Source organism: Streptococcus gingivalis (genome assembly GCF_035544715.1).
Classification (GTDB): domain Bacteria; phylum Bacillota; class Bacilli; order Lactobacillales; family Streptococcaceae; genus Streptococcus; species Streptococcus gingivalis.
The window spans coordinates 312,491-337,133 of record NZ_JAYKTO010000002.1; the positions used below are offsets into that span (position 1 = coordinate 312,491).

The following is a 24,643-nucleotide window of genomic DNA, read 5'->3' on the forward strand; positions in this document are numbered from 1 at the left end:
ATTTTCTATAAAAAGTGGAGTGTTTCTTCTTGTGAAACTGATACAATGGAGAAAAACTGTGAGAGGAGAAGGTTTGTGAAACAGTATCAAGAAAGCGTGTTTGGGGAATGGAAGAATCAGGAAGTTCGTGCTTATCGCTTCGAAAATGATAAGGGCTACCAATTATCTGTCATGACCTATGGGGCGACGATCTTAGAATATGTGACGCCTGATAAAGAAGACCAGTTTACGAATATTATTTTAGGCTTTGATCGCTTTGAGGACTATGTGGGCAATAGCCCTAAATATGGGGCTAGTATTGGCCCGGTAGCAGGCCGGATTGCAGGGGCCAGCTTTGAGCTTAATGGTCAAACCTATCACTTGGAAGCCAATAACGGTGCCAACTGCAACCACAGTGGACCGACGGGTTGGGACAGCGCTTTGTTTAGCGTGGAATCGGTAACGGATCAGGAAATCACTCTCTATACAGAACGGGCGGATGGAACCGGTGGTTTCCCTGGAAATCTCAAGATCTGGGTAACCTATGGTTTGACGGAAGATGGTGAACTCGAGATTGCTTATCGGGTAGAAACGGATCAAGATACTCTAGTTAACCCGACCAACCACAGCTATTTCAACCTATCTGGGAACTTCACCCAACCGATCAATGACCATGTCTTTCAGATCAACCATCAAGGGCTTTACCCTATCCATCCAGACGGTGTTCCTCTTCAGACCGTGGATAGAGAAAGTCCGGTTGTTCAGCATCTCTACCAAGCTATGCTCTTGGAGGATCTTTTTAAGGACTCTGATCCGCAAATCCGTCTGGTAGAAGGATTAGACCATCCATTTGCTCTTCCAGAAGGGCATGAAAATGCTGGCTTTCTTTACCATCAGCCATCTGGACGTTTCTTGACCTTCAAGTCAGAAGCCCCAGCCTTGGTAGTGTATTCAGCTAATTTCGTAGATGAAACCGTTCGTCTGCAAGGCCAACCAATGGTTCAACACAATGGCTTGGCTCTAGAATTCCAAACAGTGCCAGATGCCATTCACAGTGACCAGGCTGAAAAGGTTATCTTGAGAGCAGGTCAAGTCTTCACAAGCAAGACTAGCTACCATGCCATCGCTAAGAAATAAGGAGGAAAGGGGTGACCCAAACAAGGATGTGAAATCCTTGCTTGGGACATCCTCTTTTTCTCGAAAAAAATTTTTTAGAAAAACTATAAGGAAATTTTAAGCTTCCTATCGTATACTAATACCATCATCAAAGACCTCCTAACTTTGAATGATAAAACTCCTAAAACTTTTTCATAATAATCTCCCTATAAGAGTCACCAAAACCGGTGGCTTTTTTTCTGGGAGTGAGACAGAACAATTTTTTAAAATTGTTCGTTGTCTCACCCCCGCACAGTTGATTAGGTAATCTTTGGAGCTATAAGAGCGAACAAAGATACCAATCAACCACTGCGTTATGTAATTATTACTAAACCTATTTCATCTAACCAAGCCTGATAGGGACGTAGACGAGTTTAGGTACGTTGACGCAGTTCGAACGACGGTGAGAACCAGGATCTTTAAAAAACACATTCTATTTATGGTAGCGAAGGTATCATTTTTTGCTATAATAGACTGTATGAGTAGAATTTTAGACAATGAAATCATGGGCGATGAAGAGGCCGTTGAACGGACGTTGCGCCCGCAATATTTACATGAATATATCGGTCAAGATAAGGTTAAAGACCAGCTAAAAATCTTTATTGAGGCGGCGAAGCTTCGGGATGAAGCGCTGGATCATGTCCTTCTTTTTGGCCCTCCGGGGCTGGGGAAAACCACCATGGCCTTTGTCATTGCCAATGAACTGGGCGTCAATCTCAAGCAGACTTCTGGTCCTGTCATTGAAAAGGCTGGTGACTTGGTAGCTATCCTCAATGATCTAGAGCCAGGCGATGTCCTCTTTATCGATGAGATCCACCGTCTTCCTATGTCAGTCGAAGAAGTGCTTTACAGCGCCATGGAAGATTTTTACATCGACATTATGATTGGCGCTGGTGAGAGCAGCCGGAGTGTCCATCTGGACCTTCCTCCTTTCACTCTGATTGGGGCGACAACGCGAGCTGGTATGTTGTCCAATCCCTTGCGCGCTCGCTTTGGGATTACCGGACACATGGAATACTATGAGCAAGATGATTTGACAGAGATTGTCGAGCGGACCGCCGAGATCTTTGAGATGGAAATTACCCACGAGGCTGCCGAAGAGCTTTCTCTTCGTAGTCGTGGGACTCCTCGGATTGCCAACCGCTTGCTCAAACGGGTGCGCGATTTTGCCCAGATCATGGGCGATGGCTTAATTGACGATACTATTACAGACAAGGCCCTCTCTATGCTGGATGTGGACCATGAAGGACTGGACTATGTCGATCAAAAGATCCTGCGTACCATGATTGAAATGTACGGCGGTGGCCCGGTCGGGCTTGGGACTCTATCGGTCAATATTGCTGAAGAGCGAGAGACCGTTGAGGACATGTATGAGCCTTACTTGATTCAAAAAGGCTTTATCATGCGGACCCGGACAGGGCGCGTGGCGACCCGCAAGGCCTACGAACACCTCGGTTATCCCTACAATGGAGACTAGAAGAAGATGCTGACGGAAGAAGCAATAGTAGAACAAATTCAAGCGGATCCGGAGATGATGACTGTCTTGGCTATCATTCGAGATCTCAACCTAACAGATGCCTGGTTAGCGGCGGGCGCGGTGCGCAATTTCATCTGGAACCAGCTCTCTGGAAAACCAGGGTTTGACGCGACGACGGATATGGATCTGGTCTTTTATGACCCTGCGATCAGTTATGAGGAGACTCTCCAGATCGAGCAGGAATTAAAGAAGACCTATCCCCAGTACGCTTGGGAAGTGAAAAATCAAGTCTACATGCACCAGCATAGCCCGGGGACAGCTCCATATCGCAGTGCCTGTGATGCGGTTTCCAAATACCCCGAGCAGTGTACGGCACTTGCAGTTCGCCTAAGGAAAGATGGTCAGCTAGAGCTCTTTCTCCCTTATGGGACAAAGGATATCGAAGACTTCATCGTTCAGCCGACTCCGCATTTTTTAGCCAGTCCAGAGCGTTTAGCGGTTTATACAGAGCGGATGAAAAAGAAAAATTGGCAGAGTAAATGGCCTCCATTAGAGGTTCGTTTTCCAAAATAGAGAAACAGATCAGATTTGAAAAAAGGAATCTGATTTTTCTTTAAAATGATGGAGCCCCTTTGTCATCTTTCTGTCACATTTTTGTTATAATAGTAATAGTATGCTGGTTTTCCATAGTGGAAAGCGAAGGGCTCAGCTAGGTTGGGCAGTCCGAACAAGGAGTTAGGTGGAATCATGAAAAAAATCGTCTTTGTCTGCTTAGGAAATATTTGTCGGAGCCCCATGGCGGAGTTTGTCATGAAGGACTTGACGGATCAGTATGAGATTGAAAGTCGGGCCACCTCGAGCTGGGAACATGGCAATCCCATCCATCGGGGAACCCAGAAAATCTTTCAACAACACCAGGTCCCATATGATCCAGCCAAGACGTCCTTACAGATCAAGGAAGAGGATTTTTACAACTTTGATTTGATCCTAGGGATGGACGAAAACAATGTAGCAGATCTGAAGCAAATGGCTCCTGCAGGAACAGAACACAAGATTCATCTTTTTGCTGCTGAATGTGTGCCAGATCCGTGGTATACCGGTGATTTTGAGGAGACCTATTCCAGAGTCCTGAGCGGCTGTAAGGCTTGGTTAGATCAGTTAGCAACTTCCTAAGAGTTTGATATGTGAGAGAATGAATATGAAAGAATTTTATGAGACTTATAAGGTCTATCTGACGCGAAAAAATTTAGAAATAGCAGCATTAGTCGTGATTATTCTATCTGCTTTGCTGGTTTTCCTTTCAGCCATTCCAGGTCAGGGCGTCTTGACCTTGGATAAGGGGGCGATCCGTTACGACGGAAGTTTGGTCCGTGGCAAGATGAATGGCAAGGGAACCGTCACCTTTAAAAATGGGGATACCTATACAGGTAACCTCGTCAACGGCTCTTTTAGCGGCTATGGTAAGTTTAAGTCCAAGGATGGTTGGACCTATGAAGGGCAGTTTGTTAACGGCCAGCCGGAGGGCAAAGGCACCTTAACCACAGAAGCCAACGTCGTATACAAAGGAACATTCAAGCAGGGGATTTATCAAAATGCGCATTAAATGGTTTTCACTAGTCCGTGTTACAGGACTCTTATTGGTATTGCTCTACCATTTCTTCCAAAAAGCCTTTCCTGGAGGCTTCATTGGGGTAGATATTTTCTTCACCTTCTCAGGATTTTTGATTACAGCGCTCTTGATCGATGAATTTGCGCGCAAGCAAGGAATCGACTACCTGGCATTCTTGAAACGGCGCTTTTACCGGATCGTACCACCCCTTGTCTTTATGGTCTTGGTCGTGATGCCCTTTACCTTTATGGTCCAACGGGACTACGTGGCTGGTATTGGGACTCAGATTGCGGCGGTCTTCGGTTTTGTGACCAATTTCTTTGAGATGGCAACGGGTGGTAGTTACGAAAGTAACTTCATTCCACATCTCTTCCTTCATACCTGGAGTTTGGCCCTAGAAGTGCATTACTATGTGCTCTGGGCACTTTTGGCATGGTTCTTGGCTAAGCGGGCTAAGACGGTTGGAAAGTACCGAGGTATGTTCTTCCTGGCATCCAGCGGGCTCTTTCTCTTCACCTTCTTGTCCATGTTCATCCGTGCCTTTCTGACAGCCAATTTCTCTACCATCTATTTTTCTAGCTTCACTCACATCTTCCCCTTCTTTGCGGGATCATGCCTAGCAACGGTGACAGGGATTGCTAATGTCAGCCCGAACTTTACAAAGCTGGTGCAGTCTTGGAGCATGAAAAAGACCTTATCGGTCTTGGGTGGAAGCTTTGCCTTCTTGTTTGTGCTCAGTCTTTTCTTGCCATTTGATAGCTTGTGGACCTATCTGTTTGGCTTTTTAGCAGCGACAATCGCAGCTTGTGCTATGATTCTGTCGGCCCGCATTCTCCATGAGAAGACGCCAGATAAAAAAGAACCAGCCATCCTCAATTTCTTGGCAGATACCAGTTATGGTGTCTATCTTTTCCACTGGCCTTTCTTTATCATCTTCTCTCAACATTTGGGAAATATGATGGCAGCCCTTGTGACGACGATCGTTTCCTTGATTCTAACGGCTCTGTCCTTCTATATTTTGGAGCCAACCATTGCAGGCAAGGAGCCTCGTGTCTTTGGCATGAAGATGGATCTCAGTTTTTTGACCAAACCGATCTTTTACCTCATGATTCCACTGGCTCTCTTGATGGTTGGAATCTCCGCCTTTGCACCAACCGTCGGAGCTTTTGATGAGAGTTTGGTAGTGAGTGGGCTCAATCAAGCAGACAGCAAAATGCAGGTCACACGGACGCAAGTGGATAATGCGACTGCAACAGACTATAACGTCTCAAATGGTGTGACCATGATCGGTGATTCGGTTAACTTGCGAGCGCAGGACTACCTGACTAAAGCCATCCCTGGCATCCAGATTGATGCAGTGGTGAGTCGTCAGTTGGAAAATGGAATGAAGGTCTTTGAGACTGACATCTCCAATAAAGTTCTCCTAAAAAATGTGGTCATTGCCCTAGGAACCAATACTGTAAGCAACTACAAAGAATTGCTGGATCAGTATGTTGAGAAACTTCCAAAAGGCCGTCGCCTGATCCTTGTGACACCATATGATGGTCGCTATGCCAACGATCAGTCCAGTGAATCGGTTCAAACCCGTCTTTATGAGTTGGAACTAGCAAAGAAATACGACTTTATCACCATTGCGGACTGGTACCAAGTAGCAATTGAAAATCCAAACATTTGGGTGGGAACAGACTCTGTTCACTTCAATATGGAAACCAATGGTGGGGAACTCTATGCTCAAACAGTCAAAGAAGCCCTTGATAAGGCCGAAAAGGGTCCGGTCAAGAAGTAAAAATGCTTCTCTGAAACTGAAACAAAACAAATCCTAACAAAATAAAACAAAAAGCAACTTTTTACTTGTAAAAAGCTGCTTTTTTTAGTAAGATTAAGAAAACGCTTACATAAATCAATTGAAAATATCACTTTGTGAAGAAAAAAATTTTTTAATTATTTTTTCACAATTTTGCTAGATGATTACTTTCACAGCAATAGGATTGATAAAATTTTCACAAACTTCAAAAAAATCTTTGTGAAAGTTGCTTGGAAGTGTTTACAAAAATCTCAAAATAGAGTACAATTATATTGTGAAATAATTAACAAATCGAAATTTCTTACACTATTCTTGAAAATTTCCGAAAACATGAAAAAAGTTCTAGAAAAGGATAAGGGTTTCAAACATTGGAGGAAAGCATCAAATGGCTGATAAAAAAACTCTCTCACCTGAAGAAAAGAAACTCGCTGCTGAAAAACACGTAGACGAGTTGGTGCAAAAAGCGCTCGTAGCGCTTGAAGAAATGCGCAAATTGAACCAGGAGCAAGTGGACTACATTGTAGCGAAAGCATCTGTAGCTGCTCTTGACGCACACGGTGAGCTCGCTCTTCATGCTTATGAAGAAACTGGTCGTGGGGTCTTTGAAGACAAGGCGACGAAGAACTTATTCGCTTGTGAACACGTTGTGAACAACATGCGTCACACCAAGACAGTTGGTGTCATTTCAGAAGATGATGTCACTGGTTTAACTTTGATTGCGGAGCCAGTCGGAGTTGTCTGTGGGATCACTCCTACAACAAACCCTACTTCAACAGCAATCTTTAAAGCATTGATTTCCTTGAAGACACGGAACCCTATCGTCTTTGCCTTCCACCCATCTGCTCAAGAATCATCTGCTCATGCGGCACGAATCGTACGCGATGCGGCAATTGCAGCTGGAGCACCTGAGAACTGTGTGCAATGGATTACCCAACCTTCTATGGAAGCAACCAGTGCCCTTATGAACCATGAAGGAGTTGCTACGATCCTTGCGACTGGTGGGAATGCCATGGTTAAAGCGGCATACTCATGTGGGAAGCCAGCTCTTGGGGTAGGTGCCGGAAACGTTCCTGCCTATGTTGAAAAATCAGCTAACATCCGCCAAGCAGCACACGATATCGTTATGTCTAAATCATTTGACAATGGTATGGTCTGTGCATCTGAACAAGCGGTTATCATCGATAAAGAAATCTACGATGAGTTTGTTGAAGAATTCAAATCTTACCACACTTACTTTGTCAACAAAAAAGAAAAAGCCCTTCTTGAAGAGTTCTGCTTCGGTGTGAAAGCCAACAGCAAGAACTGTGCGGGTGCGAAATTGAATGCGGACATCGTTGGGAAACCAGCAGCATGGATCGCAGAACAAGCTGGCTTCTCAGTTCCAGAAGGAACCAATATCCTTGCGGCAGAATGTAAAGAAGTTGGTGAAAAAGAGCCTTTGACTCGTGAAAAATTGTCACCAGTCATCGCTGTCTTGAAATCTGAAAGCCGTGAAGACGGAATTAACAAAGCTCGCCAAATGGTTGAATTCAACGGTCTTGGTCACTCAGCTGCTATCCATACAGCAGACGAAGAATTGACCAAAGAATTTGGTAAAGCAGTTAAAGCCATTCGTGTGATCTGCAACTCTCCTTCGACTTTCGGTGGTATCGGGGATGTTTACAATGCCTTCTTGCCATCATTGACACTTGGATGTGGTTCTTACGGACGCAACTCTGTTGGGGACAACGTTAGTGCCATCAACCTCTTGAATATCAAAAAAGTCGGACGCCGGAGAAATAACATGCAATGGATGAAACTTCCTTCAAAAACATACTTTGAACGTGATTCAATTGAATACCTACAAAAATGTCGTGACGTTGAACGTGTCATGATCGTTACAGACCACGCTATGGTAGAGCTTGGTTTCCTTGATCGTATCATCGAACAGCTTGACCTTCGTCGCAACAAGGTAGTTTACCAAATCTTTGCAGACGTTGAACCAGATCCAGATATCACAACTGTTGAACGTGGTACAGAGATCATGCGTGCCTTCAAACCAGATACTATCGTCGCTCTCGGCGGTGGATCTCCAATGGATGCGGCTAAAGTAATGTGGCTCTTCTATGAACAACCAGAAGTGGACTTCCGTGACCTTGTACAAAAATTCATGGATATCCGTAAACGTGCCTTTAAATTCCCATTGCTTGGTAAGAAAACTAAATTCATCGCGATCCCAACTACATCTGGTACAGGATCTGAAGTAACTCCATTTGCCGTTATCTCTGATAAAGCAAACAACCGTAAATACCCAATCGCTGACTACTCATTGACACCAACTGTGGCAATCGTAGACCCTGCCTTGGTATTGACAGTTCCTGGATTTGTTGCGGCTGATACTGGTATGGACGTCTTGACGCACGCGACTGAAGCTTACGTATCACAAATGGCTAGCGACTTCACAGATGGTCTTGCTCTTCAAGCTATTAAACTTGTCTTTGAAAACTTGGAAAGCTCAGTGAAGAATGCGGACTTCCATTCACGCGAAAAGATGCACAATGCGTCAACCATCGCAGGTATGGCCTTCGCCAATGCCTTCCTCGGTATTTCTCACTCAATGGCCCACAAGATCGGTGCGCAATTCCATACCATCCACGGACGGACCAATGCGATCTTGCTTCCGTACGTTATCCGCTACAACGGTACACGCCCAGCTAAGACAGCTACATGGCCTAAGTACAACTACTACCGTGCAGATGAAAAATACCAAGATATCGCTCGTATGCTAGGACTTCCATGCTCTACTCCAGAAGAAGCCGTTGAAGCTTATGCAAAAGCTGTATACGAACTCGGTGAACGCTGTGGTATCGAAATGAACTTCAAAGCACAAGGCATCGATGAAAAAGAATGGAAGAAACATTCTCGTGAATTGGCCTTCCTTGCTTATGAAGATCAATGTTCACCAGCTAACCCACGTCTTCCAATGGTAGACCATATGCAAGAAATCATCGAAGATGCTTACTATGGTTACAAGGAACGTCCAGGACGTCGTAAATAAGACGCCAAGGAACAACTGATGTTTATCAGCTACCCCCACTCGAAAGAGCGGGGGATTTTTGCTATTTGGGTCCAAAACTCGTTTTTTCATAAAAAATTAGACTTTTTTTCAGAAATTGTGTTATTTTTATAGCATTCCGAGCTATTTTATGTTACCCTATAGTGTGTGAATCTGCTTGTAGCTGAAGGGTTAGGATCCTTTTTCAGTTATAGGAAACGAAAAAACAAATCCAAGAAAGGAGGCCATCTCAAATGGAGTTAGAAGGTGAAGTGCAAGATCAGGCCCAGAAAATTATTGAAATGCCCCAACGAGATCGGGCAACGTCCGCTTCAGAAAATCAGCCATCATCTGCTTCGGTGGTCTCCATGTATGGGCAGGAAAGGCCCAGCATTCCGAGTCTCCATCAGCAATTGGCAGGAGCATCTGGTACCCAGACCATTCAATTACGAGAGGAATTGGTACTGGCAGTAGCGCAAAATGCTTCAGCGCAAGCGACGGTCTTTGAGGCCGAGCTCAAAGATCAGCTAGAAGTGGCCAAGGAGACGGTTTCCCATAAGGTTGCTGAGGTGTCTCAAATGGCCCACAGCATGGCTCAATTTTTAACAGATGCAGAAGTGGAGCAATTATTAGGAGAGTTCTCCATGGATACTTGCTGGGACCAAGCGGTCGAGGCGGAAAACCTGGCCCAAGCAAAGGTCTACTCGACACGTCTGTCAGATTTGGCAGGCCAACTGGAAGCTGCATCAGCCCAATTGGTGAACTTGGATAAGGGACAAGCAGTGGCCTTTGATTTTCATAAGTAGGAGAAAAAGATGTTAGAGATCCTGGGAGAGGATAGAGAACGAATTGAGGAGCTCCATCGAGAGATTAAAAAGGAGCAAGAGCGGATTGCAATTCGGAGTTTGATTGCAACGCAAAAAGCCTTGATGATGTTGGAAGGGATGAGTTTGCAGGTGACTTTGAGCGGTCAATCCGAAAAAATGCGCTCTTTTGCTACAACAACTCTAGTTAATGATTTGAAAGATGGATTTACAGGAGGAGCAGCGGACGCGGCAGAAGCAGCACTGAAATCAGTGAAAAAGCCGATTTTATTGAGTCCGATTAAAGGAGGTATGTGATGTACCATTCAGGAAATAGTGAATTAGAACAACTAGAAGATCGACATTACCGCTTCAACCAGAAACTTAGCGAGTTGGAGTGGGATTATGCGGATATGCGTATGGATGTCCGCCAACATACAGAAAATTTAGTAGACTGGCTGAGTGCCCTGCATTTTCAAGCCCCAAGTGCGGAGGCTCAAAGTGGCTTGGAGCGTTTATTTGCCTTGCAAGAAGAGTTTGAGGCAGAACTCAAGCGCTATGAAGAGCGTTTAGAAGAAGAACGTGAGCGCGAGCAGCAAGAGTACTATAAGCAGCGCCAACAATTAGAACAAGGTGATTGAAACATTCCTCTGGTAGAGATAAGAGGAATGTTTTTGTTTGCTCAAAAAACTTTTAAAAATGTGCTCATAAAATATTGTAAGCCTTTACTTAATATGTTATAATATTCACAAAGAAACGAAAATAAAATGGTTTTATCAAACCAACAAAGAAAAGGAGTCGCTTATGAAAGCTGCAACTTATGTATCTGCAGGCAATCTGCAACTGCTGGATCAACCAAAACCAGTGATCAAAAATCCAACGGATGCCATTGTGCGTGTCTTGAAGACAACCATCTGTGGGACAGACCTTCACATCCTAGGAGGAGATGTGCCAGCTTGTAAGGAAGGCACAATTTTAGGCCACGAAGGAATCGGGATCGTTGAAGAAGTCGGCGATGCGGTTACTAACTTCAAGGTGGGCGACAAGGTCATTATCTCTTGTGTCACAGCTTGTAATACCTGCTACTACTGTAAACGTAGTCTGCCTTCTCACTGTGAAGATGGTGGTTGGATTTTGGGTCACTTAATCAATGGGACCCAAGCAGAATATGTGCATATTCCACATGCGGATGGCAGTCTTTATCATGCGCCTGAAACTGTGGATGACGAAGCCTTGGTCATGCTCTCAGACATTCTCCCAACATCTTATGAAATCGGAGTGCTTCCATCTCATGTGAAACCAGGGGACAATGTCTGTATCGTTGGAGCTGGTCCGATTGGCCTTGCGGCTCTTTTGACCGTTCAATTCTTCTCACCAGCTACGATTATTATGGTGGACTTATCTGAATCTCGTCTTGAAGCAGCTAAGAAATTTGGGGCAACTCACACCATCTGCTCCAGTGATATCGCTGAAATTAAGGCCTTTATCAATGATGTGACGGATGGTCGTGGTGTCGATATTTCAATGGAATGTGTGGGTTATCCTGCTACCTTTGATGTCTGCCAAAACGTCATCTCTGTCGGAGGTCATATTGCCAATGTCGGTGTTCACGGAAAACCAGTTAGCTTCAATTTGGACGAATTGTGGATCAAGAACATTACCCTCAACACCGGTCTCGTCAATGCCAACACCACTGAAATGTTGCTCAATGTCCTAAAATCTGGTAAGATCGATGCTACTAAGCTCATCACCCACCACTTCAAACTCTCAGAAGTTGAAAAAGCCTATGATGTCTTTAAACATGCGGGTGAAAACCATGCTCTCAAGGTGATTATCGAAAATGATATCAGTGAATGAAGTGGCAACTAATATTTGTTCATAGTTTTTTTAGACGGACCAGAGATATTCTGGTCCTATTTTCAACCCCCAAAAGCCAATGATTCCTTGCAAAATAAATTTGTTGTCTTATAATAGAAGTACAGAAAACGATTACATAAAGAGAAAGGTGTGATCTTATGAAACGGTTTTGTTATCATCGTGAATTCTGGATGGACTTCCATTTCTGGATCTTGGTCTTGCTTTTAGCGGCTGTAGCTTTGACGATGCGGGCTCCGCTTTCGGTAGCTAGCCTGGCTTATCTTGCTTTTGTCGGGATTTTGATCCTCCTTCAGGTCTTTCAACCGGCTGTATCGACACGTCAGTATCCAGAAGGTAGCTACCATTTCAATTGGACCTTCTATCGCGATACCCGACTGTATATCGATCTCTTTTTACTAGCAGGTCTCTTGGCAGGCCCAATGGCTTCATCGGATATGGTCTATTGGATCTTGCTTGGAGCCGTCGTCGGCTCTATTGGCTTTGTATTTGTCGTAAAGGAAAAAGCGACTGAAAAGATGGCCTAAGGAATCACCATGTCCTAGATCTCTGAAACTAGTTTCAGAGATCTTTTTATTTTTCCCTAAAATGTGAAACTATAATCCAATTGCACGATTAATATTGTAAGCGCTTTAAAAATAGATTATAATCAATTTACAAGTACTCGAGTTGCCTTATTATCAAAGGAGAAGGAGTTATGTCAAAGATTACAAAAGATGAACTGATTGAACAAATCAAAGATGGCATCATTGTTTCTTGTCAAGCTCTCCCTCATGAACCGCTCTATACAGAAGCAGGAGGAGTCATTCCTCTCTTGGTCAAAGCGGCTGAGCAGGGTGGAGCTGTCGGAATCCGAGCCAATAGTGTCCGGGATATCAAGGAAATCAAGGAAGTGACCAAGTTACCGATCATTGGGATTATCAAACGCGATTACCCACCTGAAGAACCCTTTATCACGGCTACTATGAAAGAAGTCGATGAGTTGGCAGCTTTGGATATCGCGGTCATTGCGCTTGATTGTACCAAACGTCCACGTCATGATGGACTTTCGATTAGTGACTTTATCCATCAAGTCAAAGAGAAATATCCAGACCAACTCTTGATGGCTGATACCTCTACTCTGGAAGAAGGATTGACAGCTGTCGAAGCGGGAGTAGACTTTGTCGGAACGACCCTTTCGGGCTATACGGACTACAGTCCGAAGGTTGATGGGCCAGATTTTGAACTGATCCATAGCCTCTGTCAAGCAGGAGTGGATGTCATCGCAGAAGGCAAGATCCACTATCCTGATCAGGCCAAGAAAATCCATGACCTTGGGGTTCGCGGGATCGTTGTAGGTGGCGCCATTACCCGACCGAAAGAGATCACCGAGCGCTTTGTCGCAGCCTTAAAATGAGAAAACAAAACAGTAGATTGAAGGAGGAGGAGACCCAATAGAGAGTAGTCGAATTCATTTAATGAGAATGTTTCAGTGAAGGGATAACGATGTAGATTTCAAGAAGGAAGTCATATTTGCTTAACTTTCTGTAACATAAATCTAGTGTTAAAGGAGAAATAGATGATATTTGATGATTTAACAAACATAAAATTGTACAAAGGGATTCATCCTAATCTGGATCAAGCGATTGATTTTCTCTATGAACACCGGAAAGATTCTTTTGAGCTAGGGAGATATGATATCGACGGTGACAAGGTCTTTCTCGTTGTTCAAGAAAACACCCTTAACAAAGATGAAAATAATCGCTTTGAACATCATCGCCGTTATGCCGACCTTCATTTATTAGTTGAAGGGCATGAATTCTCTAGCTACGGTTCCCGTATCCTAGATGAAGCTATTCCATTTGATGAAGCAAGTGATATTGGCTTTGTTCATTGTGAGAAATTCTATCCACTTCATTTGGGCTATCATAATTTTGCAGTCTTCTTCCCTGGTGAACCTCACCAACCAAATGGTTATTCAGGTCAGGAAGAAACAGTCAGAAAATATTTATTCAAAATTGCGATTGATTAGATGTCTTAAATAGAAAATGGAGGAGATAGGCAATATAGTTAGTTTTTTCGGAGAAGTTAAGTCTTCAAAGCGCTGATTACATATTTTGTATTTAAAACAGAAAGAGGAAAACAATGAAAAATAGTAAGAAAATTCTTTTCGCTTTGGTTCTCGCGTTATTCGCATTGTTTGTCACTGCATGTTCATCTTCAAAAAATGATGCAGAAGGAAGTAATAAAACTGGAGAATTATCTGGTGAAATTGTAATGTGGCACTCATTTACTCAGGGGCCTCGGTTAGAAAGTATTCAAAAATCAGCTGATGAGTTCATGAAGAAGCATCCAAAAGTTAAAATCAAGATTGAGACATTTTCATGGAATGACTTCTATACAAAATGGACGACTGGATTAGCAAATGGCAATGTTCCAGATATTAGTACAGCTTTGCCAAACCAAGTTATGGAAATGGTAAATTCAGATGCCTTAGTTCCATTGAATGATACCGTTAAGAAAATCGGAGAAGATAAATTTAATAAAACAGCATTAGATGAAGCGAAGGTTGATGGCAATTTTTATTCTGTTCCTTTGTATTCACATGCTCAAGTCATGTGGGTTCGCACTGATTTATTGAAACAATATAATATTGAAGTTCCAAAAACATGGGACCAGTTGTATGAAGCTTCAAAAAAATTAAAAGAAAATGGAGTTTATGGATTGTCTGTTCCTTTTGGGACAAATGACCTGATGGGTACACGCTTCTTAAATTTCTACGTACGAAGCGGTGGCGGAAGTCTGTTGACAAAAGATTTGAAAGCTAACTTGACAAGCAAGCTGGCCCAAGATGGAATTAAATATTGGGTGAAGATGTACAAGGAATTTTCTCCTAAAGATTCATTGAACTTTAATGTCTTGCAGCAAGCTACTTTGTTCTATCAAGGAAAGACAGCCTTTGACTTTAACTCAGGTTTCCATGTAGGTGGTATTCAAGCAAATAGCCCTCAATTGATTGATGCAATTGACGCCTATCCGATTCCAAAAGTAAAAGAATCAGATAAAGATTATGGTATTGAAACTTCTAATATTCCATTGGTAGTTTGGAAGAATTCCAAACATCCAGAAGTAGCGAAAGCATTCTTAGAATCTTTGTATGAAAAGAAAGATTATATTAGCTTCTTAGATTCAACTCCTGTTGGAATGTTGCCTGCCATCAAAGGAATTAGTGATGATCCAGCCTATAAAGATAATGACGTTCGCAAGAAATTCCAACATGCAGAAGAAGTTATTACAAAAGCAGCAGAAAAAGGTACAGCTATTGGATATGAAAATGGTCCAAGTGTTCAAGCTGGAATGTTAACAAACCAACATATCATTGAACAAATGTTCCAAGATATTATTACAAATGGTAAAGATCCAATGGAGGCTGCTAAGGATGCAGAAAAACAATTGAACGATTTATTCGAAACTGTAGCAGTTGATGTTAAATAATAATAGCAGAGGCTACAATAATGTAGCCTCTGTTTTTAGAGAGGAAAAAGCATATGGTCAAAAATAGAAATTTGACTCGATGGGTGTTTGTGTTACCTGCTATTATCATTGTTGGACTATTATTTGTTTACCCATTTTTCTCCAGCATTTATTTTAGCTTTACAAACAAACATTTGATCATGCCGCGGTATAAATTTGTAGGATTAGCAAATTATAAAGCAGTTTTATCGGATCCTAATTTCTACAATGCCTTCTTCAACTCCCTTAAATGGACAGTCTTTTCTCTTGTGGGACAAGTGCTTGTTGGTTTTGTATTAGCACTTGCATTGCATAGAGTTAGACGTTTTAAGAAGTTATATAGGACATTGTTGATTGTTCCTTGGGCGTTCCCAACTATTGTCATTGCCTTTTCTTGGCAATGGATCTTAAATGGAGTATATGGTTATCTACCTAACTTGATTGTGAAATTAGGACTGATGAATCACGTCCCTGGATTTTTGACAGAAAGTACGTGGGCTTTCATCTGTTTAGTGTTTATTAATATTTGGTTTGGTGCCCCTATGATCATGGTCAATGTTCTATCTGCCTTACAAACGGTTCCGGAGGAACAGTTTGAAGCGGCTAGGATTGATGGAGCCTCCAGTTGGCAAGTTTTTCGATTTGTAATTTTACCTCATATTAAAGTAGTAGTCGGATTACTTGTTGTACTTAGAACAGTATGGATCTTTAATAACTTTGATATTATCTATCTGATTACAGGTGGAGGCCCTTCAAACGCAACAACAACATTGCCAATATTTGCATATAATCTCGGATGGGGAACAAAACTCCTTGGGCGTGCCTCAGCGGTAACAGTCTTGCTATTTATTTTCTTATTGGCAGTATGTTTCATTTACTTTGGAGTAATTAGTAAATGGGAGAAGGAGGGTAGAAAATGATGAAGAGAAGAACAAATGTACTCCTTGATATTGGGTCACATGTTGTTTTAGTTATTTCAACTATTATCGCAATTTTTCCTTTAGTTTGGATCCTCCTATCTTCTGTGAAAGGAAAAGGAGAATTAACCCAATTTCCAACAAGATTTTGGCCTAAACAGTTTACTCTAGATTATTTTACGCATGTCATTAATGATCTACATTTTATAAATAATATAAAAAATAGCTTGTTAATCGCATTAACGACAACAGTTATCGCTATTATCATTTCTGCAATGGCTGCTTATGGTATTGTTCGATTCTTTCCAAAATTAGGGGCGATTATGTCCCGGTTGCTTGTAATTACCTATATCTTCCCTCCGATTTTATTGGCAATTCCTTATTCGATCGCCATTGCAAAAGTTGGATTGACCAATAGTTTAATTGGTTTAATGATTGTTTATCTTTCATTTAGTGTTCCTTATGCAGTGTGGTTGTTAGTAGGGTTCTTTCAAACAGTTCCAATTGGAATCGAGGAAGCAGCAAAAATAGATGGTGCGAATAAATTTGTCACCTTCTATAAAGTGGTATTACCAATTGTAGCACCAGGAATTGTTGCTACAGCGATCTATACCTTTATCAATGCCTGGAATGAATTTCTTTATGCATTGATCCTGATCAATGATACAAGTAAGATGACTGTTGCAGTGGCTTTGCGTTCATTAAATGGTTCGGAAATACTGGATTGGGGAGATATGATGGCGGCATCTGTAATTGTAGTATTGCCTTCAATTATCTTCTTCTCAATTATCCAAAATAAAATCGCAAGTGGTCTTTCTGAAGGATCTGTAAAATAGTAAAAATAGAAATAGGAGAAAAACAATGGTTGTAAATTATGGTGTTGTCGGCACAGGATACTTTGGTGCTGAATTGGCAAGATATATGAAAGAAAATGATGGAGCAGTAATTACAGTTGTGTATGATCCGGAAAATGCAGAAGCTGTAGCAGAAGAATTAGGAGCCCGAGTGGCATCATCACTCGATGAATTGGTTCAAAGTGATGATGTGGACTGTGTGATTGTTGCTTCTCCTAATAATCTGCATAAAGAACCCGTTATTAAAGCTGCTCAGAATGGAAAAAATGTTTTTTGTGAAAAACCGATTGCCCTATCATATGAAGATTGTAAAGAGATGGTAGAAACATGTAAAGAAAATGGTGTGATTTTCATGGCTGGTCATATTATGAATTTCTTTAATGGTGTCCATCATGCTAAAGAATTGATCAACCAAGGAGTTATTGGAGATGTTTTGTACTGTCATACAGCTAGAAATGGCTGGGAAGAACAACAACCATCCATTTCATGGAAAAAAATTCGTGAAAAATCAGGAGGACATCTTTACCACCATATTCATGAGTTGGATTGCGTTCAATTTTTAATGGGAGGTATTCCTGAAACAGTTACGATGACAGGTGGAAACGTTGCTCACCAAGGAGAAAACTTTGGCGATGAAGATGACATGATTTTTGTCAATATGGAATTCTCTGGTAAGCGATTTGCTTTGCTTGAATGGGGCTCTGCCTATCGTTGGGGAGAACACTATGTTCTGATTCAGGGAACGAAAGGTGCCATAAAATTAGACCTATTTAATTGTAAAGGTACTCTGAAAGTAGACGGAAAAGAAACTTATTTCTTAATCCATGAATCTCAGGAAGAGGATGATGACCGTACAAGAATTTATCATAGCACTGAGATGGATGGTGCCATTGCTTATGGTAAACCAGGGAAACGAACTCCATTATGGCTATCTTCTGTTATTGATAAAGAAATGAAATATCTTCATGACATAATGAATGGTGCTCCTGTATCAAAAGAATTTGAAAAACTATTAACCGGAGAAGCGGCGTTGGAAGCAATTGCGTCTGCTGATGCTTGTACTCGTTCTATTAATGAGGACCGAAAAGTTAAATTATCAGAGATCATGGGTTAATAATATTACTGATACGGCAAAAGGAGAAAATATGTCAGATTTAAAAAAATATGAAGGAGTCATCCCTGCTTTTTATGCCTGCTATGATGACCAAGGGGAAATTAGCCCGGAGCGGGTGCGTGCTCTCGTAGAATATTTTATCGCGAAAGGTGTGCAGGGCTTGTATGTCAACGGATCCTCCGGCGAATGTATCTACCAGAGCGTAGCCGATCGCAAGTTGGTCTTGGAAGAAGTCATGGCAGTGGCTAAAGGAAAATTGACCATCATCGCTCATGTAGCTTGTAACAATACCAAGGATAGTGTGGAATTGGCACGACATGCAGAAGCACTAGGAGTGGATGCCATTGCGGCCATTCCACCGATCTATTTCCGCTTGCCAGAATACAGTGTGGCCCACTACTGGAATGAAATCAGTGCAGCAGCACCCCATACAGACTTTGTCATCTACAATATCCCGCAATTGGCAGGGGTCGCTTTGACACCGAGCCTTTACAAGGAAATGTTGAAAAACCCACGGGTGATTGGGGTCAAGAATTCTTCGATGCCTGTTCAGGACATTCAAACCTTTGCTTCTTTAGGAGGCGACGACCATATTGTCTTTAATGGTCCAGATGAACAATTCTTAGGTGGCCGTCTCATGGGAGCGCATGCAGGGATCGGTGGTACCTATGGTGCGATGCCAGAACTCTTCTTGAAGCTCAATCAGCTGATTGCTGAGAAAGACTTGGAGACTGCGCGTGCCCTGCAGTTTGCCATCAATGACATTATCGGAGTCTTGACGTCTGCTCATGGCAATATGTATGCAGTCATCAAAGCGGTTTTGCGTATCAATGAAGGTTTGGACTTGGGATCTGTTCGCTCCCCTTTGACGCCAGTAGTAGAAGCGGATCAAGAAGTGATTCAACGTGCTGCTCAACTCATTCAGGACACAAAAGCCAGATTCCTTTGATCAAAGGAGGTCTAGATGAATCCATATGTTGTAATTGATATCGGAGGGACCAGTATCAAGTATGGCCTATCCGATGCAAAAGGGCAACTCCTAGAGACCCATGAAATGCCAACGGAGGCCCAAAAAGGAGGACCTCACATTCTTAACACAACAAAGGAAATCGTAGCCCGTTATTTGAAGAAGCATCCCTTGGCAGGGGTTGCGATTTCTTCGGCCGGAATGGTAGATCCTGATAAGGGAGAAATCTTTTATGCAGGCCCACAAATTCCCAACTATGCAGGCACCCAATTCAAAAAGGAAATCGAAGAGACCTTTCAGATCCCTTGCGAGATTGAAAATGATGTCAACTGTGCCGGTCTCGCAGAGGTCACTACAGGCCATGCAAAAGGATCGAACAATGCTGTTTGCCTGACGATTGGGACAGGGATCGGCGGTTGCCTCTTGCTTGATGGTCAGGTCTTTCATGGCTTTAGCAATTCAGCCTGTGAGGTTGGCTATCTTCATTTGCCAGATGGTGCCTTTCAGGATCTAGCTTCAACGACGGCTTTGGTCGAGTATGTGGCGGCGTGCCATGGCGATCCTTCAGACCAGTGGAATGGTCGCCGTATTTTCAAGCAGGCGACAGAAGGAGATAAGATCTGTATGGCAGGGATTGATCGGATGGTGGCCTACCTTGGAAAAGGATTAGCCAATATCGCCTACGTGGTCAATCCAGAGGTCATCGTTCTTGGAGGGGGGATTATGGCCCAGGAAGCCATCCTCAAACCAAAAATCTATCAAGCTCTGTGCGCCGAACTTGTACCTAGCCTAGCAGATAAAATCCGTTTGGAATTTGCTCACCATCAAAATGCTGCGGGTATGTTGGGGGCCTACTATCACTTTAGACAAAAACATGCAACATAAAACAAGTCGCACAGGCGACTTGTTTTTGCTTCATCATAAAAACCATGAAGGATGAGAGAAGCCCCAACCTTCATGGTTTTTTAAATAGGGAGACCATATTAAGATTTTCGAGAACGTTGACTAGAGAGTTTTTTGTTTTCCCAGTAGCTATTAAAGACGACTTCTTTTTGTTCTCGGTTTTTATTGAGGAAATGGGCATAGACTAAATCCACTACGATGAGGAGAGGGAAAATGGCAGAGATTCGATCGATGTAGGTGCTACTAGGAAGGGGTGCAGCAGGCAATACCTCTGTATATCCTTGGTGGATAGCCGCAGGGTTAGAAGTTATAAGAATCGTCTTGGCCCCTTTTTCCTTGGCTTTTAGAAGACTGTCTGTAATAGAGCTCGTACTTCCTGATAGTGAGAAACCGATGACCAGACAAGAGGAATCGAGAATGCTCGTCGTCCAAGCAAAGCCATCTTGATCTGTCAGAGCCTCACAAACGACGCCCAGTCGCATCAAGCGCAATTTCATTTCTCGAGCTACTAAACCAGAACTACCGATCCCAAAGAAGTAGACCCGGTCCGCTTGGTCGATCAGTTCAGCCACCCGATCCAATTGTGAATCGTTTACTAGGTTTTCAGTGACGTTACTGATATGGTGGTAGCGTTGCAAAACACTGAGAGTAAGTTCGTCATGATCTTGCACTTGTTTTTGATTCTTGGTTTCTTCATTAAAATGATAAACAAACTCCCGATAGCCGGTGAAACCACATTTTTGAGAGAAACGCGTCAAAGCTGCTTTTGAAACATGAAGCAACTCAGTGACACGAGAAGAAGACAGGGAATGCTGTCGCGCTTCTGACGATAAAAAGTATTGGGCAATGTCACGTTCCATATCTGTCAGCTCTGATTCATGACTGGCAATAATCGAGCGTAAATCTTGATCTTGTTTCACAGCAATCCTCCTTCCTCGCAAAATGAAATAACAGGATTCTCCTATAATATATTACACATTATAACATGGCTAACCGCTTTATTCAAGTAAAAGAAATCAAGAAATACTGAAACTAGTAACAGGATATACAAATAAAGAGAACGTTACCAATGTTGAAAAGACGGCCTTAGTGCGTATCCATAATTTTCTGAACATTCTAGATTTAGCCTGAACAAACGATATGAATTGTGGTATAATTTAAGATAATTGTACTGTTGTTGGAAGAACAATGGTTGAATAAGGAGGTGTGACGATGTCGAATGCAACACTTGAAATGATGCAAGAGATCGAACAAGCTGCTCAAGGAGTGATCGCCAGCTATGAAGATCAGGTCGAGCAAATTCGGACGGATTCGCGCGATCGCCTTGCAACAGTGGCGCAGCATTACGATGAGGAAACGGAGCAATTGGTCGCAGAGGCAGAAAATAACGCCCAGGAAAAACTTGTCCGTTTAACGAAAGATCTGGCAGAAACGGTTGCGCGTAATGATGCCAAAGTACAGCAAGCGATGACCGATAAACGAGCTGGGTTAGTTGAAGCCATTGTAGAAAAGGTGGTAGCAAGCTATGGCCGTTAGTCAGATGCAAAAACTGTCTCTCATCTTGCCCAAAGATGACTTGGACAGTCTCCTACTAGCGCTGCAGTCTGAGGCGAAAATCCAGATTTATGACCTAAGTGAACAGGAAGAGTGGCAGGCAGCTTTTGAGGCAAATACCTTGTCTCAACCCTTGACAGAGGACAATCGTCAAGTTTTGGTAGAGCTGCAAAAACGTCAAGAACAAGTTGAAAAAATGATTCAGACTCTGGAGCCCTATATGCCTGAGAAGAAGGCCCTGCAAGCTCTGAAGGAAGAACCTTTAAGTTTGTCTTTTGATGATCTGCAGGCCTACGGGATGATTCGAGATGAGGATCTTCTATTGACCAAGTTGAAACGCCAATTGCGCGTGTTAGACAAGGCCCGGCAGAAGATTGCGGATGCAAAGGGAGAGATAGAGCGCTTAGAAAAATGGCGACCGTTAGAGGTCACACCAACCACTCTAGCCAAGTTTCACTATGTGCACGGTCTGATTGGGACCATCCCGAATAGCGATACAGACGCTGTTCGTTCTTCCTTAAAAGCTCACCCTGAGCTGGAGTTAGAAGAAGTCTTTACATCTGAGACTGAACACGGTTATGTCATCTTGTATCGTTCAGGAGACCGTGTAGCTGTTCAGGAGCTTCTGGAAGAACATGGGTTCAAAGAATTGGACTATGAAGAAGAGCAAGTCCCAGCTGCTTACTTGGATCGCCTAGAAGGGGAAATCAAAGAGCAAGAAGCTGTAGTTGCAGCAACCCTAGCAGAGTTGCAAAACTCCCAGAAGGAGCTGGACCAGCTCAAGTACCAGATGGATTACTTGCTGAGTTTGGGAGCTCGTGAGGAAGCCAAGTCGCTTCTTGCCAGCACGCAAAGCTTGGTAGCCCTAGAGGGTTGGATTGAAACATCGCAAGTGGCCTCGTTACGAGACTTCTTACAAGAAGGCTTTGGTTCTCGGGTCTTACTAGAGACGCGCGATGTGACGGAAAAAGATTGGAATGACGTTCCGATCCAGTTGCGAAATAGTGCCTTGGTAGAGCCCTTTGAGTTGGTGACAGAGATGTACGCCCTGCCTAAGTATTACGAGAAAGATCCGACACCAATCGTGTCTCTCTTCTACTTTGTTTTCTTTGGCATGATGGTCGCAGATATCGGTTATGGACTCTTGCTAACGGTAGCGACAGGCTTTGCCCTCAAAGCTTTCAAACTCAACCCTGGTACGGCAAAGAATCTTCGATTCTTCAGTCTCCTCGGGATTTCAGTTGCCCTTTGGGGTGTGGTTTATGGCTCTTTCTTTGGATTTGAGATGCCTTTTGCCCTGATCAGTACGACCAGCAACGCTATGACCATCCTGATCCTCTCAGTAGTCTTTGGTTTTGTCACGGTCTTAGTGGGCTTGTTCCTAGGAGGAATGAAAAATGTTCGCCTCAAAGACTACACGGAAGCCTACAATGCTGGCTTTGCTTGGGTCTTGATCCTGCTTGGCTTAATGCTTCTAGCAGTAGGCAATATCTTACCAGGAATGAGCCTTCTAGTTCCGATTGGTAAATGGCTGGCTATTCTGAATGCCATTGGGGTCTTGGTTGTCTCCGTTGTCAGTGCCAAGAAGCTGTCCGGTTTAGCGTCCGGTCTCTTTAACCTCTACAATGTCAGTGGGTACGTCGGAGACTTGGTCAGCTTCACCCGTTTGATGGCCTTGGGCTTGTCTGGAGCGAGTATCGGTTCAGCCTTCAACCTCATTGTCAATCTCTTCCCACCGCTTGGACGGTTTACGGTAGGCCTTGTGCTCTTTATCGTCCTTCATGCTATTAATATGTTCCTGTCCTTCTTGTCAGGATATGTGCATGGAGCCCGTTTGATCTTTGTGGAGTTCTTCGGCAAGTTCTACGAAGGAGGAGGCAAGCCATTTCGTCCTCTCAAACCTTCTGAACGCTATATTAAAACAAAAAAATAAGTATTATCTTTAATAAATAGGAGTATATTCATGGAATCTTTAGCATCATATTTTTCAGCCCATGGGGGCGCCTTCTTTGCAGCATTTGGTGTAGCGATCGCCGTCGCACTTAGTGGGATGGGATCTGCCCTTGGGGTTGGTAAAACGGGTCAAGCAGCAGCAGCACTCTTGAAAGAACAACCTGAAAAATTTGCCCAAGCCCTGATTCTGCAATTGTTGCCAGGTACACAAGGTTTGTACGGTTTCGTTATTGGGATCTTGATCTGGTTGCAAATTAAGCCAGATATGCCACTTGAAACAGGGGTTGCATACTTCTTTACAGCTCTTCCAGTAGCGATCGTTGGTTATTTCTCAGCAAAACACCAAGGAAATGTTGCGACAGCAGGGATGCAAATCTTGGCTAAACGCCCTGAAGACATGATGAAAGGGGTTATCCTTGCGGCCATGGTTGAAACTTATGCCATCTTGGCCTTCGTTGTGTCCTTCCTATTGACCCTACGCGTCGGCTAAGAACTAGCTTTGATGAATTCGTCTCGCGAGACGAAAAACAAAAGACGCATGCAATAGGAGAAATAACGAATGGATGAACAAACCCAATTAAAGGATTCGATCTTGGCCCAAGCCCACGAAAAAGGGCGTAAACTCTTAGAAGAGGCCAAGGAAACCATCCTAAAAGAAGAGACGGCGCAAGAAGAGCGTTTGATCCAAGATAAACTCAATCAACGTTCCGAGCAGCTCAAGCGGATTCAACGTCAATTGCAACGTGAAACCCAACAAATCGAAAATAAAAAACGCCAATCAACCCTTGTCACCAAGCAACGAGTCTTAAAGGATCTCTTTGCAGATGCTTATGAAGCAATGGCGGCTTGGCCCCTTGAAAAGGAATTGCAGTTTGTAGATGCGATTTTAGACCGCTATCAAGGGCAAGTTGTGACTCTGACCTTTGGGGCGGTGAGTGCTAGCAAATTTGATCTAGCAGCTCTCGAGAAATTAAAGCAAACTCATCAGAATGTGACAGTTGCGGATGCGACGATTCCAGCTCAGGCAGGCTTTGTCTTGTCGGTTGGGAAGATTGATGACAACTATCTCTACCGTGATTTGGTGGATTCCATTTGGGAGCAAGAAAGCTACCAGATGGCAGCCAGCATTTTCACCGATGAAGAGAACTAGGAG

Annotated in this window: 25 protein-coding genes; 24 read left to right on the top strand and 1 reads right to left on the bottom strand. The window is 43.2% G+C overall.

What is annotated here, in order from left to right; all coding sequences use genetic code 11:
• Positions 1 to 75: 75 nt before the first annotated feature.
• The 20 genes from SM122_RS07825 (at position 76) to SM122_RS07920 (ending at position 19,965) form a co-directional block, all read left to right on the top strand.
• Positions 76 to 1,116: an aldose epimerase family protein gene (locus SM122_RS07825; protein ID WP_324737936.1), complete on the top strand. Its 1,041-nt coding sequence runs from the start codon at positions 76 to 78 to the stop codon at positions 1,114 to 1,116.
• A 496-nt stretch (positions 1,117 to 1,612) separates the two neighbouring features.
• Entirely contained in the window at positions 1,613 to 2,611 is a 999-nt protein-coding gene (gene ruvB, locus SM122_RS07830; protein WP_021154208.1) for a Holliday junction branch migration DNA helicase RuvB, read from the top strand.
• A 6-nt stretch (positions 2,612 to 2,617) separates the two neighbouring features.
• Positions 2,618 to 3,184 carry a nucleotidyltransferase family protein gene (locus SM122_RS07835; protein ID WP_324737937.1) on the top strand — a complete coding sequence of 189 codons (567 nt, stop codon included), beginning with the start codon at positions 2,618 to 2,620 and terminating at the stop codon, positions 3,182 to 3,184.
• A gap of 174 nt (positions 3,185 to 3,358) precedes the next feature.
• Positions 3,359 to 3,784, top strand: coding sequence for a low molecular weight protein-tyrosine-phosphatase (locus SM122_RS07840; RefSeq protein WP_324737938.1), 426 nt, complete (start codon positions 3,359 to 3,361; stop codon positions 3,782 to 3,784).
• A 25-nt stretch (positions 3,785 to 3,809) separates the two neighbouring features.
• On the top strand, positions 3,810 to 4,214 hold the full coding sequence (locus SM122_RS07845; protein WP_070586627.1) for an MORN repeat-containing protein: 405 nt from the start codon (positions 3,810 to 3,812) through the stop codon (positions 4,212 to 4,214).
• The gene (locus SM122_RS07850) at positions 4,204 to 6,006 is read left to right on the top strand and encodes an acyltransferase family protein (protein WP_324737939.1); all 1,803 of its coding nucleotides are present in this window, start codon (positions 4,204 to 4,206) and stop codon (positions 6,004 to 6,006) included. The genes SM122_RS07845 and SM122_RS07850 overlap by 11 nt, the downstream gene beginning before the upstream one ends.
• Before the next feature lie 403 nt (positions 6,007 to 6,409).
• Positions 6,410 to 9,061, top strand: a complete 2,652-nt coding sequence (gene adhE, locus SM122_RS07855) for a bifunctional acetaldehyde-CoA/alcohol dehydrogenase (protein WP_324737940.1) — start codon at positions 6,410 to 6,412, stop codon at positions 9,059 to 9,061.
• Between the two features lie 251 nt (positions 9,062 to 9,312).
• Positions 9,313 to 9,864, top strand: coding sequence for a hypothetical protein (locus tag SM122_RS07860; RefSeq protein ID WP_195327300.1), 552 nt, complete (start codon positions 9,313 to 9,315; stop codon positions 9,862 to 9,864).
• 9 nt (positions 9,865 to 9,873) lie between these two features.
• Positions 9,874 to 10,179, top strand: a complete 306-nt coding sequence (locus tag SM122_RS07865; protein ID WP_023920072.1) for a hypothetical protein — start codon at positions 9,874 to 9,876, stop codon at positions 10,177 to 10,179.
• A complete protein-coding gene (locus SM122_RS07870; RefSeq protein ID WP_003009394.1) occupies positions 10,179 to 10,502 on the top strand; it encodes a hypothetical protein in 324 nt (107 codons plus the stop codon). The genes SM122_RS07865 and SM122_RS07870 overlap by 1 nt, the downstream gene beginning before the upstream one ends.
• Before the next feature lie 163 nt (positions 10,503 to 10,665).
• The gene (locus tag SM122_RS07875) at positions 10,666 to 11,718 is read left to right on the top strand and encodes a zinc-dependent alcohol dehydrogenase family protein (protein WP_061590918.1); all 1,053 of its coding nucleotides are present in this window, start codon (positions 10,666 to 10,668) and stop codon (positions 11,716 to 11,718) included.
• Between the two features lie 158 nt (positions 11,719 to 11,876).
• A complete protein-coding gene (locus SM122_RS07880; protein WP_324737941.1) occupies positions 11,877 to 12,263 on the top strand; it encodes an ABC transporter permease in 387 nt (128 codons plus the stop codon).
• A 170-nt stretch (positions 12,264 to 12,433) separates the two neighbouring features.
• Positions 12,434 to 13,132: an N-acetylmannosamine-6-phosphate 2-epimerase gene (locus SM122_RS07885; protein ID WP_009731987.1), complete on the top strand. Its 699-nt coding sequence runs from the start codon at positions 12,434 to 12,436 to the stop codon at positions 13,130 to 13,132.
• Positions 13,133 to 13,294: 162 nt separating this feature from the next.
• Positions 13,295 to 13,747, top strand: a complete 453-nt coding sequence (locus SM122_RS07890; RefSeq protein WP_023920078.1) for a YhcH/YjgK/YiaL family protein — start codon at positions 13,295 to 13,297, stop codon at positions 13,745 to 13,747.
• A gap of 113 nt (positions 13,748 to 13,860) precedes the next feature.
• Positions 13,861 to 15,210 carry an ABC transporter substrate-binding protein gene (locus tag SM122_RS07895; protein WP_023920080.1) on the top strand — a complete coding sequence of 450 codons (1,350 nt, stop codon included), beginning with the start codon at positions 13,861 to 13,863 and terminating at the stop codon, positions 15,208 to 15,210.
• A 53-nt stretch (positions 15,211 to 15,263) separates the two neighbouring features.
• Complete coding sequence (locus SM122_RS07900) at positions 15,264 to 16,148, top strand: carbohydrate ABC transporter permease (RefSeq protein ID WP_023920083.1); 885 nt, start codon at positions 15,264 to 15,266, stop codon at positions 16,146 to 16,148.
• On the top strand, positions 16,148 to 16,981 hold the full coding sequence (locus SM122_RS07905) for a carbohydrate ABC transporter permease (protein WP_045760232.1): 834 nt from the start codon (positions 16,148 to 16,150) through the stop codon (positions 16,979 to 16,981). The genes SM122_RS07900 and SM122_RS07905 overlap by 1 nt, the downstream gene beginning before the upstream one ends.
• A gap of 25 nt (positions 16,982 to 17,006) precedes the next feature.
• Complete coding sequence (locus SM122_RS07910) at positions 17,007 to 18,113, top strand: Gfo/Idh/MocA family protein (protein WP_324737942.1); 1,107 nt, start codon at positions 17,007 to 17,009, stop codon at positions 18,111 to 18,113.
• Positions 18,114 to 18,144: 31 nt separating this feature from the next.
• The gene (locus SM122_RS07915; RefSeq protein ID WP_324737943.1) at positions 18,145 to 19,062 is read left to right on the top strand and encodes a dihydrodipicolinate synthase family protein; all 918 of its coding nucleotides are present in this window, start codon (positions 18,145 to 18,147) and stop codon (positions 19,060 to 19,062) included.
• 15 nt (positions 19,063 to 19,077) lie between these two features.
• Complete coding sequence (locus tag SM122_RS07920; RefSeq protein ID WP_324737944.1) at positions 19,078 to 19,965, top strand: ROK family protein; 888 nt, start codon at positions 19,078 to 19,080, stop codon at positions 19,963 to 19,965.
• Between the two features lie 98 nt (positions 19,966 to 20,063).
• Here SM122_RS07920 and SM122_RS07925 read toward each other — a convergent pair whose 3' ends face one another.
• A complete protein-coding gene (locus SM122_RS07925) occupies positions 20,064 to 20,903 on the bottom strand; it encodes a MurR/RpiR family transcriptional regulator (protein ID WP_023920093.1) in 840 nt (279 codons plus the stop codon).
• 292 nt (positions 20,904 to 21,195) lie between these two features.
• On the opposite strand from SM122_RS07925, the gene SM122_RS07930 reads away from it, so the two are divergent.
• The 4 genes from SM122_RS07930 to SM122_RS07945 all read left to right on the top strand — a co-directional run bounded on the left by SM122_RS07930 (position 21,196) and on the right by SM122_RS07945 (position 24,640).
• Complete coding sequence (locus tag SM122_RS07930; RefSeq protein WP_154859268.1) at positions 21,196 to 21,519, top strand: hypothetical protein; 324 nt, start codon at positions 21,196 to 21,198, stop codon at positions 21,517 to 21,519.
• A complete protein-coding gene (locus SM122_RS07935; protein WP_324737945.1) occupies positions 21,509 to 23,470 on the top strand; it encodes a V-type ATP synthase subunit I in 1,962 nt (653 codons plus the stop codon). Before SM122_RS07930 ends, SM122_RS07935 begins: the two co-directional genes overlap by 11 nt.
• 30 nt (positions 23,471 to 23,500) lie before the next feature.
• Positions 23,501 to 23,980: a V-type ATP synthase subunit K gene (locus SM122_RS07940; RefSeq protein WP_003009435.1), complete on the top strand. Its 480-nt coding sequence runs from the start codon at positions 23,501 to 23,503 to the stop codon at positions 23,978 to 23,980.
• Between the two features lie 69 nt (positions 23,981 to 24,049).
• Positions 24,050 to 24,640: a V-type ATP synthase subunit E family protein gene (locus SM122_RS07945; RefSeq protein ID WP_195424255.1), complete on the top strand. Its 591-nt coding sequence runs from the start codon at positions 24,050 to 24,052 to the stop codon at positions 24,638 to 24,640.
• The last annotated feature ends 3 nt before the right edge of the window (positions 24,641 to 24,643 follow it).